Below are 13538 nucleotides of genomic sequence, written 5' to 3'. Positions count from 1 at the left end.
GCCGCGAGCCAGTCCGCCGCCCTATAGACGTCCGACGGCGCCTTCACTGTCGTGTCAGCCATGGCTCAGCCGGCCTTCTTCTCGCTGGCCTTAACCGCGTCGTGCGCCGTGCCGTCGGGCCGTCCAGCCGGGCGCGCCGTCTCAGCGGTGCCGGGCGCCTTCACACCGGTGGCGCGGTACTCGTATCCGAGGTACTTGAACTCGCCCTGCCCCATCACCTTCGGCGACGCCGTCAGCCCGACCAGCTCGATCGGGCGCATACCCGGCAACACCTCGTCCGGCAACGGCGCCGGCTGCACCTCGGCGGTGAAGATGACGTCGAACGACGCCCGCTTCGCCTTCTGCTCGTCCGGATCTGTCACGGTCCCGCGCCACTGCCGCAGCTTCGTGACCTCGTCCACCAGCTGCCGAGCCTCACGGCCACGCGCCCGATCCTCCTGCGACACGTACTCCAGGTCCGGTTCGATCTCACCGATCAAAACCAGACCTCGCGGAAACGCCTCGGCGAACTCCACCGGGAACCGGTGACCTCGCTGTAGTGCCATGCCCTGCTCCTTGCTTGCTCGGGCGGTCAGGACCGCCCTTGACCGATAGAGGTACCTCTATGGAACAGTCCGGCGCAGCACATGTCAATAGAGGTAGCTCTATAGCCCCGGTGTCGCGCAGACGATGAGTAGAGGTACCGTTATCGGCTCGGGAGGTGATGCGATGGCCACCGGCTACCGCGAGCTGGCGGATGTGCTCCGAGCGGCGATCTTGCGGGGTGAGTACCCCGAGGGCTCTACGCTGCCCAAACAGGACGAGCTTGCGACCGAGCACGGCGTGAACGTGAAGACGGTCCGCAACGCCGTCTCGCTGCTAGCGGCCGAAGGGCTCGTGACGCCCGTCCGCCGGCGGGGCACGGTGGTTCGTATCCGGCCACCGATGCAACGGCTCGGCGCCGAGCGGTACGCGAAGAGCAAGTGGAAGTTCGGTGACCTCGTCGCGTTCGCCGCCGACCGCGAGGCCTCGGGCCGGCCGTGGAAGTGGACCGACCAGACACAGACGGTCCGGCAGGTCCCAGCCGACCAGGAGATCGCGACCGCTCTATCCGTGCCAGTTGGGTCGACCGTCTACGAGCGAGCACGACTCGTGAAGGACGACGGCACCCCCACGCATACCCTCACCAGCTACTACAGGCCCGAGGACGTCAAAGGGACGCCTATCGTCGATCCGACGCCAGGACCCGCCGGTAGCGGGGGCGGGTACGCCGTGCTGACGATGCAGGGCCTGGAGCCGCACGAGATCGCGGAGACGTTCTACGCGCGCATGCCCACGCCCGACGAGCGCGAGACGCTGGAGCTGCCGGCCGGCGAGCCGGTCATGATCCTCCAGCGGATCACCACCACCGAGAGTGGCAAGGTGGTCGAGTTCGCGCGCGGCGTGCACTCGGCGTCACGGTTCTCCTGGAGCTACAAATTCAAGATCCCCGACTAGTTGGGTAGCTGGCAGCTATGGGTGCTGATCGATCGAGACTGCCTGATGACGTCCTGGAGGACGCGCAGATCCTGTGGGACTACCACCAGCTCCACCACGAGCTGCGGCGCACTGACGTCGGCATCGGCCTCGGCAGCCACGACCTCGGCGTCGCCGACCACACCGCCGACCTCTACCACCGCGGTATGTTCCCGCTGATCGTGTTCACTGGCGCTAACGCGCCCACGACCGTCGACCTCTTCCCCGACGGCGAAGCCAACCACTACGCGCGCAGAGCCGCCGAACTCGGCGTGCCTGCCGGCGCGATCCTGATCGAGCCCCGCGCAACCAACACCGCCGAGAACATCACCTTCACCCGGCAGCTCCTCGCCGAGCACGGCGTCAGACCACGATCCGTCACTATCGTCAGCCGGCCGTACCAACAGCGCCGGGCCTACGCCACGTGCCGCAAACAATGGCCCGACGTCGACGTCATCTGCTCATCCCAGCCACAGAGCCTCCGCGACTACCTCGCCACTGTCGCCGACGATGACCGCGTCATCAACATGCTTGTTGGCGACACCCAGCGCATCAGCCTCTACGCTGAGCGCGGCTTCGCCATTTCACAAGACATGCCTCAAGACGTTCGCGACGGATTCACCCGTCTGGCCCAACGCGGTTTCGATAGGCGCCTCGTCTAGCCTCCCCGCGAGCTAGCAAAACAGACATCGAACATTAGCAAGCATCATCTAGATCGCTACCGTCTACCATCACGCCCGCCATAGGAACTAGGCGATATTCCTCTACCCAGTCAGTCGTCGGCACGGCGCTCGGAAACACACTAGACGGAAAGCCGGTTGAGAGATGTGTGTCGCGCATCCTTGACCGTATAAGTGGTAGCGCTTGCATAAATGACTCACGGTGCCCGTCAATCATTTGATCAAACGAGAACGCGGCCTTTGAGGCCTGGGCCGTCACACGATCGTGGAAGCAGAGATACTCGCCGCCACCTGGGCACATCACCACATAACGGTGCGCCCGCGTCAGATCCGGAACCCTACGAGCCTCGGCGTCGCGTCGGCAGCGAGCATTGGACTCTCGCCACCTAAACAACGTTTCACTCCATCGGACCTCGCTAGTATCCTCAAGCAACTCCACGATCCTCCTAGGCACTCGCCGGCCGCGTCGTTCGAATCCCCCACGGCCCCCGAGGAGCATCCACGCCGTCCGTGGATAATCTCTCGTCCGATCGGCGAACCGGTCGCAGAGGAAGGTAACGAGCCCGTTGAGTGCGCTGAGCGCGTCCGCAGCGTCTACACGCGAAGGGCCGTACCGCCCATGCACCACGCGATTTCTAACATTGGCAACCTTTGCGAACCAGTCCGCTATAGGGCCACTAGCATTATCCCCGATGTTCCATGCGCCACCCAACCTAGCGCCATATTTGGATTTTACTCTGGCCGTTATACCTCCAGCCTGATCTAGGAACTCGCCTACTGCATCCTCCGGTCTCACACTTTCTTCCCAGAGCATCGCCTGCAAGATCTCGTCAAGCAACGACTCGGCTGCACATGCTGACCAGACGACCGCGCCACGGTAGTCACCTAGGATCTCCAGCGAAGTGGTCGCCTCACGGCGAAACTCCAAGAACGAAAAGAACTGATCGCCCTCGTCGAGCATGCGAAAATCTGAGGCAATCGAAGCGCTAGTCGCCTCGAAGTCTCGCCCAGGCTGTCCAACAAGGCTATGAAGATTGACAGCGAGAGCACCGTTAGCGACGACATTCCCATGAAGCGAATCAACCGACGGCGCCTGATAGCTACTTGTTTCGGTGATCACATACCTCACGAACGCTGGCAAGCGCTCTAAGGTCACCAGAGACACTGGATCCTGGACGGCGTGATAGTAGCTTCGTTGTAGATCCTGTACATATTGGACCGCGATCTGGAGTGCCGCTAACAGTTCTTCTCTGTTGGCGCCTGGCGAACAGGGTACCGAAACCTGCACTACCGACGCGTCGGTCTCGGGAGGGTCGATTCTGGGCCTGCTATGTTCTGGAATCCGCTCGGCGCCTCCGGGGAATCCGATACGCTCGGCAACTCGCGCGGTTGCCTTCAGATCACGCACGCTCTGTGAGACATGAGCCCCGATATAGTGTCTGAGCCTGCACTGAAATACGCGATCTCCAGTATGGTCAATCACCTGGCCCGGTGCAGCTGGCGGAGCATCGTCTGGCGGCGGTACGTGCTCAGCCTGATCCGGCGGCAGGAACGACACCATGGTCTCCTCCCATCCGTCAGGCAACGCAAGTCGCTCGGGCATCAGAAGGAAGAAGTGCACAACGGCTGGTGGCGTTAGCACTCGAATGTGTTGACTGCTCACTAAGGTTCCTTCCATGATCGCCCCTTGCCGGACCCCATTCATCCTGCCATCATCGTCGGACACAACCTGACCGATCGTTCGCTTATCGGCCGCCTAATCGCCCATGGGCTAGGACGAGTGGAGGAGCAGGCCCATGCAGGAGTTGCCATCCCAGGATGCTCGCGTCGACCTCGTCCACTTTCTAATCCCGCTGGAGGATGCGCTCGCTTTTCCGGACGGATTCGTCCAACGATTGGAAGAGGCCGCCATGATAGATGATCTGATCGCGGCCTCGGCCAGTGGGCAAGACCTTGATATCGGCGATACGGTCCATTGGGTCTCCTTGAAATTTTGGCACCAAGAGACCGATGCTTCCATCGACATCCTTCGGGCAATTAACGATGTGGCCCGAAGGGCAATTCCGACTCTTGCCCCTACAAATGACGGTAGCTATGGAGAGCGGCCAGCGGTGCCGATAACTGTCGTGGAGTGCGTCGCTCCGCTTAGAACCGATATTGACGACGAAGCTGCTATCTCGGAAGCGTTCGACGAATGCCTTAATTCTATCCGGCTCGTTCAGCGCGCCTATCGTGCCACAACGGGACTTCCAGCAGCGCTGGCGACGCGCGAAAGGATGCCCGTCATGCTACCGTTCGCACACCGCAGCGGTGTGACAGCCGAGAATCCAGCTTGGCCGGACGGTCTGGAGATATTCGTTCCACACGACAACATCTATCGGTTAGCACGCTACCCCGACTTGTCGACCGCGGACCTGCAACGGTTCCAGCACGTCCTTCAAGCCATTGATAGCCATCGGGTATTCTCGCGGTTCGCCGATCTCCGGCAGCAGGTTTGGCAACTCGCAAGGCGGCAAGGTGAATATGAGACCGCCGTCATCCTTGCAGGCACGGCAACAGAGACGCTTCTTGATGACCTTCTTATCTCCCTCGCCTGGGAGGAACGCATGCCGCCAGTCGACGTGGGCACACTTTTCGATTCCGGATTAGAATGGAGGATCAGAAGTCAGTATCACAATCGGCTCGGCGGTGTCTGGAATCTGGACCGCCCGGGCGCCCTGGCGACATGGCGAAGGGACCTCGCAGCGTTGCGCCATCGAGTAGTTCATGCTGCCTACACCGTGCGCCACGAGGAGGCCAATGCCGCTGCTCGGGCAATGGAGGATGTCTTTTCATTCGTGAGCGACCGGCTCGCCACCCCACAGAACATCCGCCGATGGCCGAGAACGGCGATTGGCCTATTGGGCACTGCGCGACTAGAAGAACTCGGTCTTCTCACGCGGCGAACTCGTGATTTGCTGACCGACCCGAACGAGCCAAACTGGGCTGCAACATTCCTCCGCTACCAAATTGCTGTCGCCCACGCCAGAAGCGATGCAGCCGAGTTATTTGACGCGCCCGACGAGGCTAGGTCGGTCGTATTCGCACTTATCCAGCCTGACGGCCGCGTGAGCTGGTGGCTGCACGATCGAACGGCGCGTTGCGTGCGCCAGTGTCTCCGACCCGAGCTGCCGGAAGAGCAGGAAGCAAGCTTTGAGAATTGGAGGGCCGGTATTCCGCTGGTCGACTTGACGGAACCAGTGACCATGGTGATGATGGGCGCCACTTCCTCGCCAGTTCACGGTTCCCACTGGCATCCTGAATATAAGGTGCTGCCTCTCGAAGGAATAATGGTCGACCGCAGTGACCTTGCTGATCTCGATCAGATTTTGGCGGAAGCCACGTAGCTCGCATCGCGTCTAACCAGTGGGCGCCTTTCGTACAAGTACGCACTGTGGCGGACGCGTGTCACACATCAGCCGACGGAGCGCACCGAGTCTCCCCGGGACTGCCGGACAGACCTCTTGGGTATCAAGCGGCGCGCTTCGCGCGCCGTGCCCGCCCGGCCTCAGGGCCGGGCGTGCGGCCTGGCGGCCGTTCCGGGCCTGTCGGCCGGCGGCCACGCGGGCGGCCCACATCAGTTCGTCCAGGTCCGCACAGTCAGCGTAGGTCGGCGTCGTCCTCATCGCGGCCATCCTTTGGCCTCCACTTCACGCGTCAAGGGCGCCTGCGGCGTCACTACGTGATCGGCTGCGCCGACCCTTGACCCGCTCCGCTCGAGCCAACGAGCGGCAGCCACGAGGACGACGCCGAAGTGTGGGAGCCGCACCCTATGCGCCCGAGGCCGGTCGCCGCTGCGCAACCACCTGTTGCCTCAAAAGCTCCTTGGCCACGATCTGTCGATCCTGCCACGATTCGATCGACGCAGGCAGCGTAAACGGACCCTGTGCGGGCAGGAGCTCTTCGCCCAACACCTCTAAAACGTATTCCAGTCCAAGCAGCGAATCAACGGTCGCCATATCCAGTAGGTGGCGCGACGGGTTCCCAGAGTGCCACTCTTCCTGAACGAGCTTGGCAACTAGGTCAATCAGAGACCAGCCGTCTGCAAGTTGATTTCGGTACCACACTGTCCAACGCGCATGATCTATGTGATGCCATGTCCAAACCAGTTGCCAGTCCTCGGCCGAAATTAATTCCAATCGAACGCGATGCACAACATTGAGGCGCTCTTGAATTAAACCACTAACAATATACTGTGCTTCGCTTATCCAGGTGAGAATCGGCGCATGGTCTGGTCGAGACCGCGCATCGACTGACGCACGAGCAACTATATTCGCGACGAGGTAGATCCCCTCCGGAACATGCGCAAGCCGCGGAAGCAGTACGGGGACCGTCGCAGCAGCGAGGCGCGGAAGCAGATCGGCAGCAAACAGATCAATGGTCCGACGTGACGAAAGTTGGGCTTGACCTCCGCCTATTGGGATCTTCGAGTAGCATTCCGCCATCAAGGTCAGTATAGCCTCGGCTGGCGCAACAGGATTGCCCTGAACAAGGCTTGCAATCTTGCGACATACCAACCCAGTCTCATTCGTCAGCGCACTCCGTAGAAATAACACTTCTGGCGCGTCCATCTCGCCCACCGACAGCGCAGCCAACGCCGCCTCGACTTGCAAATCTGCCACATCGCCTTCCGGCACCCCAAAGCTGAAGTATCGATCAAAATAGTCAGCGCTTCCGACGCCCCGCCGCTCCCCGATCTCCTTGGCCCATTTTTCGCCGTAATCCATACCGTCTGTGGCAGATTTGACGGGAACGAATAGCACGGCCAGAACTGCTAACACTCCGTCCACATGGTTTTCAGCCACGTCAGATTCTCGTAGTCGCGTTTTCCAAATCTCGACCACCTGAGCATGGGTCTGCTGCTTACTGTTAACGTACAGCTTGCCGCTTGTGCCAGTTAATTCATCCTTGTGACGTGACAACATTTGGTAGGCTAATGGCTCAGTGGTCCGCAGCCATGTGACCAACATGAAGTCGACGAAGTCGACCTCCTTTCCTATTAATCCATACAATGCGTCGACCTGGCCGAAGTATCGGTTGATCGCTCGGGGCGTGTTCAAGCGCTCTTGCAGATGCCTACTGAACGCTGTCTGGAAGCGCTCCAAGTCCGATTCATCAAGCGCAACCCCGCTGCTCTCGATGACAAATCCTAATGCCCGATTTACCATTTCAAGCACTTGGTACTCACCAAATATGGGTAAGTCCAAGCGAATCTGAACAATCTTTTCAAGATAGTCTCGAGCTCTGTTTGGCGTGGAATTAGTCCCGGTACCACCAACCAGCTCCGTTCGGCTCAAGACGTCCAGCATCGTACGCTCGTCAAAGGAGAGCAGATAGTAGATGTTCGGAAGGCGTCCTACGAGCCTAATCAGCTTAAAAACGAACAGGAGCTCATCTGGCGTGAGACGGTCAAGATCATCTACTACTACGAGCATCGGACTCTTAGCACACCTGAGTGCTTCTTCCGCTCGCCTCTTGGTCTCAGCGATTCCTGTATCGCCCGCCAACGTGTCGGCGACGAAGTCTATAGCCCTAGATGCATCAATGCCGGGAATCAGCGAGGCAAGGGGCGCTAGCTTCTTACCTAGCTCACCCAGTCGGTCCTTTGCAGTCTTCCACTGCTCGTCCTTTGGTAGAGCAGCATGCAACTCCCCGAAGAACGCGATCTGAAGAGCCGCGACGCTGTTGTACATCCACGGATTGAAGTTAGCGGTTAGCCATCTACCTTCGTTCGCAGACGATCTCAGCTCCCGTTCGACCATTTCCAGTACGCTGGTCTTTCCGGACCCCCATGGGCCAACCAATGCGAGTACGCTGGAATTGCTGTCTTTCCGCACGCGCCACAAGAGATTTGCAATTTCCTTCGCATAACGCTCCCGGCTAAGCAGGTCGGGAAACTCGGGTGTGCCGTCCACCGGATCGTCACCCAACAACTTGACCATCTGTTGAACCCCCAAGCGTCAACATGCGCCACTGCAAGGACCGGCCAGTCATTGGCCGCGCTGCGAGACTAGCCTGGTGGCCGGACACTCGGCGGCCCCGCCTGGTCACCGTTCGATGGCTCCCGTCGTGGATGGTGATGTTGTTGCGCATCGTCCAGGCATCGCGCAGCAGCGGTCGGACTGAGCGACCGACAGCGGCCAACGGACCAGCCCGTCGACGAGCGCACCAGCGTGCGCATAGGTGCGGATGCCGCGGAGCACGTCACGACGGGCCCCGAGCCCAGCGCCGCGCGGCCAAGATCAGGCGGTCACTGGGCCGTCGAAGGTCGGAACGGCCACGATCCGATGAGAGCCACAGAGAAGGTTCTTGCAGGTCAGTGCCATTTTCGCCCAGGGCGGCGTCCCCAGGCAAACATGTCCGACAATCGCCAGATCTACGAGCGAAGATCAGCGCACGGTGATGCTGTGGCCGGGGAAGTCCGCGACGATCCGGATCCGACCGCCGAGCGCGGCGACGTAGCGGCTGATGGTGTCGACCTCGGTGCGGGTCAGGTCGCCGCGTTCGATCTCGCTCACCCGCTTTTGACTGACACCCATGTCGCGGGCGACCTCGGTCTGGGTGCGGTGCTGCTCGCGCCGGATCTCGGTCAGCCGATACGCGGCTTCCTCCGCCTCCAGCTCCGCACGAGCCTGGGCTACGGCGGCCTCGTCGACGTTCAGCTTCGCGCGGGTCTCCGCCCACGTCGGCCAGCGCGCGGTGTCGGTCGTGGTCTCGATCTCCTGAGTCATCTCGCCCCCTATGCCTTGCCCTCGTCGAGCAACGTCAGCCACTCGTCGTATCGGTCGTCCGCGAGCGGGATGGACGTCTTGTACCAGCGTTCCCACTCGCCTCGCTTGTCGCCGGCCACCAGGAGGATGGCGGCGCGCCGTGGATCGAACACGAACAAGATCCGTACCGTGCGCGCACGCAGCTCCTTCATGTTGTGATGCCGACTGCCCTTGATGCTGTCCACCGTCGGTCGTCCCAGCGCCGGCCCGTCCTCGGCCAGTCGGTCAAGGGCCGCGGCGACGGTCACCGCGGTCGTACCAGTCAGGCCCTCCAACCACTTGGCGACGTCAGGGTGTTCGTGAATCACCCAGGCACCCATCAATATACCTCACAACTTCTAGTAGGCAGGCGGTATTCCGCGTCAGCCCCACGGTCATCGCCAAGCCACCGTCAAATGGACCTCACGGCGGAGCCGCTAGCCCTCAGTCGCGCCGGTCAAGGCTTCGTTCCACCCAGCTCGGTCGCTCGTTCGGCGGCCTCGGTCAGCGCCGCCGCGATCTCCGGCGCGCACGATGCCGCGAACAGGTAGCCGGCCGTTGACGCCCACGGCGTGGTCACGGTCAGCTCGACACACACCGACGCCCGCGGTTGGACACGCTGCGCGAGGTTCACGCCGACCAGGCCGCCGCCACGAATCCCGCCAGGGACCGATGCCACGTACTTGCGGTGAACGGCGTGCGTTCCGGTCTCGTCGCACCACTTCACCGAGCACGCCGCGTTACGGTCGACCGCCCCGGTCACGGCTGGCGCTCCTGCTCCGCGATGTAGAGCTGCCTCACGTCCTCCAGCGACGAGCGCAGCTCGTTCAGCCGGTCCGCCAGCTCCGGGATCCCGGACAGCCGCCCAGCGTGCTCCTCGACCAGGCTGACCGAGCGTTCCAGCGTCTCGATGTGCACCTCGACCGCGAGCGCACGCCCGGCGGCACGATCCAGCCGGCCGCGGAACCCGATCACGAGCCCGCCCCACCGGCGGTACAGCCGGTCCAGCCGATCGATGATCTGCTCATCCGTCATGCCCGGCAGGTACGCCCGTGCGTCGGACAGGATGGTCGGGGTCCAGCCGGCTCGCTGGGCCTCATCGGCGATGCGGTGCAGCTCGTCGGCCAGCTGGTGCGCGTCGGCCGCAGTGAGGGCGAACTGTGCGTACTGATCGCTGTCCTCCGGGCGGATCGTCACATCGATGGTGGGGCCTTCCTCATCGTGGTAGGCGACGATCTCTCCGATGTCGTGATGCACGAACGGAGCGCGGGTGATGATCTCCCGCTTCTTCGGCTTCGATACGGTGACCATGGGTCTCTCCCTGGTTAGGTCAGGTTGGGATCAAGTCCCCGGTCCGGTGTTCCAGCACCGGCCGGGGGCGTCTAACTGATGAGGCCGATCCCGCCTCCAGGTGGACCACGAGCCGTCCGCTCCCGTCTCAGTTCTCGTCTCATTCGGGGCCGTTCAGCCCTGTCCATAACACAGGCAGGTGCTACGCATCGTCTGCAGGTCGGACGGTTCTGGATACAGACAAATGCCTGGTCACGGGCTTGGAAAGCGTGTTGGGAGCAATCCCTCAGGGGTTCGAATCCCCTATCCTCCGCCATCGCGGCATCGCCGGCCGGCCTCACCCGGGGCCAGGCCGGCCTTTCCTTGATCAAGGCGGCATTCGTGTCGCTGGAACAGCACGAATCCCGCCTTGATCATGTCCGACAGCGGCACGGGCGCGAGACCACAAGATCACTGTCGGTGCCGGGCGCTACCGTCGCCGCCATGTCCGAGCTCGCCTTCCTGGCCGCCGTACGTACGTCCTACGACACCGTCGCCGACACGTTTGCCCCGCGCTATGGCCCTGACCAGATCGATCCGCTGGGTCGGGCGATGCTGGCGGGGTTCGCCGAGATGGTCCGCGGCTCGGGCGGCGGGCCGGTGGCCGACCTCGGCTGCGGTCCGGGGCGGGTGACGGGCTGGCTCGCGGAGCTGGGTCTGGACGTGTTCGGCGTCGACCTGTCGCCCCGGATGGTCGAACTGGCCCGCGCGGCTCACCCGGAGCTGCGGTTCGAGGTCGGTTCCATGACGGCGCTCGACCTCCCGGACGGCCAGCTGGCCGGTGCCCTGGCGTTCTTCTCGACCTACCACACGCCTCCGGAGTACCTGCCGACGGTGTTCGGCGAGTTCAGCCGGACGCTCGCGCCCGGCGGCCGGCTCCTGCTGGGCACGTACGTCGGCGACGACGAGCAGCTGCGGCCCACGCATGCATACGGCGGGCACCCGGTGTCGTACGAGTCGCACCTGGTGCCGGCCGAGCGTGTCGCCACGCTGCTCGCCGACGCGGGGCTCGTCGTGACCGCGCGGCTGCTGATCGAGGATTCGGCAGCGATACGCCCCCAGCTGCTGGCCCTGGCCGAGAAGCCAGGCCGGCCGTGACCGTCGCCGTGCACACGCGCCGTGAATGCCACCAGAGTCCGGTCAGCGACGGCGGCGCGTACCGAAGACGCCGCGGGCGATCTCCTTCGCCAGTTCCCGCCCAGCAGTCTTGAGGAACGCGTCCAACGGCCCGTCGGCGGCCCGCCGCGAGCCCGGCCGGGACCGCGGCCGCGACCCGGAGCCAGGGCGCGGCTTCGGCTGGCCCTCTTCCGGCTGCTCAGCCGGTGACGGGGCCGGTGTGGGCACCGTCGTCGGGACCGGGAGGCCGCGGATCTCCGCCTCCAGCCGCTTGATCTCCTCCTCCCGGGTCAGCGGCTCGGCCGGTGCGCCGTCGGCACCAGCGGGCTCGGCCGCGCCGGTTCCAGCGTCCAGGGGCTCGCCCGGGCCGGCGGCGATCTTGCCGGTGAGGAGTTCGTAGGCCGACTCGCGGTCCAGGCGCTCGGCGTACTTCGCGGCCAGCGGCGACGACGACACCACGCCCGACAGCACATCGGCCGGCGACGGCGCCATCAGCGACCTCGGCGCCGGGAGCATGGTGTGCGCCACCGGGGTCGGTGCGCCCTTCTCCGACATCACGGTCACCACCGCCTCCCCGATGCCGAGCGTCGTCAGCAACTCCTCCAGGTCGTAGCCCGACGTCGGATACGTGCGCACAGCAGCGCGCAGCGCGGCGGCGTCGTTGGGGGTGAACGCGCGGAGCTGATGCTGCACGCGGCTGCCCAGCTGCGCGAGCACGTCCTCGTGCACGTCCTTGGGCGACTGCGTGACGAAGAAGACACCGACGCCCTTGGAGCGGATCAACCGGACGGTTTGCACCAGCGCGGACAGGAAGTCCTTCGAGGCGTCCTTGAACAGCAAGTGCGCCTCGTCGAAGAAGAAGACCAGCTTCGGCTTCTCCGAGTCGCCCACCTCGGGCAACGTCTCGAACAGCTCCGCGAGCAGCCACATGAGGAAGGTGGAGAACAGCACCGGGCGGTCCAGCACGCTCGGCAGCTCCAGCAAGGTGATGACGCCGAGGCCGTCGTCGGTGGTGCGCAGCAGCTCGGACACGTCGAACTCCGGCTCGCCGAAGAACGCGTCGGCACCGGTGGCGGCGAAGTTGACCAGCTCGCGCAGGATCACCCCGGCCGTCTGCCTGGCCAGCCCGCCGACGCCGCGGAGATCTTCCTTGCCCTCGTCGGAGGTGAGGTGCTCGATCACGGCGCGCAGGTCGTCCAGGCCGACCAGCGGCAGCCCGGCGGTGTCCGCGTAGTGGAAGACGAGCCCGAGTGAACTCTCCTGGGTCTCGTTGAGCTCCAGCACCTTCGCCAGCAGGGTCGGCCCGAACGACGTCACCGAGGCGCGGACCGGCACGCCGACGCCGTCGTCGCCCAGACGCAGCAGCTCGACGGGGTAAGCCGTCGGCGTCCACGCCTGGCCGATGGACTCCGCCCGCGCGGCGATCTTCGCGTCGGTGACGCCGGGCGACGCGAGCCCGGACAGGTCGCCCTTGATGTCCGCGGCGAACACCGGCACTCCGGCGGCGGCGATCTGCTCGGCCATGACCTGCAGTGTCTTGGTCTTGCCCGTGCCCGTCGCACCGGCCACCAGGCCGTGCCGGTTGAGCATCGCGAGCGGCACCCGCACCGGCGCGTCGGCCCGTGGGGCGCCATCGACGACCAGCGCACCGAGCTCGACGCAGGCGCCCTCGAACGCGTATCCCCGCTGAACCGTCGTCACGACGTCGTCAGCCATGTCCACCCCCGTCACGGCATATGCCTGGCGAATCGTGGCCCGCAGTTTAGACTGCGCAAGGTGATTTTCAAGCGTGTCGGAGACGGCAAGCCCTACCCGGACCACGAGACGGGGCTGAGGGACTGGTCGGAGCTTCCGCCACGGCAGATCCGGCTGGACGAGCTCATCACCACCAAACGCACCCTCAACCTCGAGACGCTGCTAGCCGACGACTCCACGTTCTACGGCGATCTCTTCGCCCACGTGGTGGAGTGGAAGGGGGAGTTGTACCTCGAGGACGGCCTGCACCGGGCGCTGCGCGCGGCGCTCCAGCAGCGCCCCGTCATCCACGCCCGAGTACTTTTGCTACCCGACACCAGCACATGACCTGTTGTGACTGGCGGGTCCGGTTAGGCTGCTGACCCAGACCAGCGGC

12 protein-coding genes are annotated in these 13538 nt (G+C 63.8%); 5 read left to right on the top strand and 7 right to left on the bottom strand.

The genetic code is table 11. From position 1 onward, the window contains the following. Positions 1-65 precede the first annotated feature (65 nt). Entirely contained in the window at positions 66-545 is a 480-nt protein-coding gene (locus JIAGA_RS0101115) for a hypothetical protein (protein ID WP_026874253.1), read from the bottom strand. A 163-nt stretch (positions 546-708) separates the two neighbouring features. On the opposite strand from JIAGA_RS0101115, the gene JIAGA_RS0101110 reads away from it, so the two are divergent. The 3 genes from JIAGA_RS0101110 (at position 709) to JIAGA_RS34180 (ending at position 5560) form a co-directional block, all read left to right on the top strand. Next, positions 709-1476, top strand: a complete 768-nt coding sequence (locus JIAGA_RS0101110; protein WP_026874252.1) for a GntR family transcriptional regulator — start codon at positions 709-711, stop codon at positions 1474-1476. Between the two features lie 17 nt (positions 1477-1493). Beyond that, positions 1494-2156, top strand: a complete 663-nt coding sequence (locus tag JIAGA_RS0101105) for a YdcF family protein (RefSeq protein WP_026874251.1) — start codon at positions 1494-1496, stop codon at positions 2154-2156. A 1814-nt stretch (positions 2157-3970) separates the two neighbouring features. Further along, a complete protein-coding gene (locus JIAGA_RS34180) occupies positions 3971-5560 on the top strand; it encodes a hypothetical protein (RefSeq protein WP_157552496.1) in 1590 nt (529 codons plus the stop codon). 423 nt (positions 5561-5983) lie between these two features. Here the strand turns inward: JIAGA_RS34180 and JIAGA_RS33575 are convergent, their stop codons facing one another. The 5 genes from JIAGA_RS33575 to JIAGA_RS0101080 all read right to left on the bottom strand — a co-directional run bounded on the left by JIAGA_RS33575 (position 5984) and on the right by JIAGA_RS0101080 (position 10273). Next, positions 5984-8155, bottom strand: a complete 2172-nt coding sequence (locus tag JIAGA_RS33575) for a KAP family P-loop NTPase fold protein (RefSeq protein WP_084469383.1) — start codon at positions 8153-8155, stop codon at positions 5984-5986. A 447-nt stretch (positions 8156-8602) separates the two neighbouring features. Further along, the gene (locus JIAGA_RS0101095) at positions 8603-8944 is read right to left on the bottom strand and encodes a helix-turn-helix domain-containing protein (protein WP_035811937.1); all 342 of its coding nucleotides are present in this window, start codon (positions 8942-8944) and stop codon (positions 8603-8605) included. An 8-nt stretch (positions 8945-8952) separates the two neighbouring features. Next, a complete protein-coding gene (locus JIAGA_RS0101090) occupies positions 8953-9303 on the bottom strand; it encodes a type II toxin-antitoxin system RelE/ParE family toxin (protein WP_084469382.1) in 351 nt (116 codons plus the stop codon). A gap of 116 nt (positions 9304-9419) precedes the next feature. Beyond that, a complete protein-coding gene (locus tag JIAGA_RS0101085) occupies positions 9420-9725 on the bottom strand; it encodes a hypothetical protein (RefSeq protein ID WP_026874248.1) in 306 nt (101 codons plus the stop codon). Next, positions 9722-10273, bottom strand: a complete 552-nt coding sequence (locus JIAGA_RS0101080; RefSeq protein WP_026874247.1) for a hypothetical protein — start codon at positions 10271-10273, stop codon at positions 9722-9724. The genes JIAGA_RS0101085 and JIAGA_RS0101080 overlap by 4 nt, the downstream gene beginning before the upstream one ends. Positions 10274-10735: 462 nt before the next feature. Between JIAGA_RS0101080 and JIAGA_RS0101075 the strand changes: the two genes are divergently transcribed. Next, on the top strand, positions 10736-11389 hold the full coding sequence (locus JIAGA_RS0101075) for a class I SAM-dependent methyltransferase (protein WP_026874246.1): 654 nt from the start codon (positions 10736-10738) through the stop codon (positions 11387-11389). A gap of 42 nt (positions 11390-11431) precedes the next feature. Here JIAGA_RS0101075 and JIAGA_RS0101070 read toward each other — a convergent pair whose 3' ends face one another. Continuing rightward, positions 11432-13123 (bottom strand): helicase HerA-like domain-containing protein, encoded by a 1692-nt coding sequence (locus JIAGA_RS0101070; protein WP_026874245.1) that lies wholly within the window; start codon positions 13121-13123, stop codon positions 11432-11434. A gap of 60 nt (positions 13124-13183) precedes the next feature. On the opposite strand from JIAGA_RS0101070, the gene JIAGA_RS0101065 reads away from it, so the two are divergent. Further along, the gene (locus JIAGA_RS0101065) at positions 13184-13489 is read left to right on the top strand and encodes a type II toxin-antitoxin system VapB family antitoxin (RefSeq protein WP_026874244.1); all 306 of its coding nucleotides are present in this window, start codon (positions 13184-13186) and stop codon (positions 13487-13489) included. Positions 13490-13538: the final 49 nt, after the last annotated feature.

This window comes from Jiangella gansuensis DSM 44835, assembly GCF_000515395.1.
In the GTDB taxonomy this organism is placed as follows: Bacteria; Actinomycetota; Actinomycetes; order Jiangellales; family Jiangellaceae; genus Jiangella; species Jiangella gansuensis.
The sequence above is the reverse complement of the archived record's forward strand: the minus strand, read 5'-3'. Positions and strand labels throughout refer to the sequence as shown.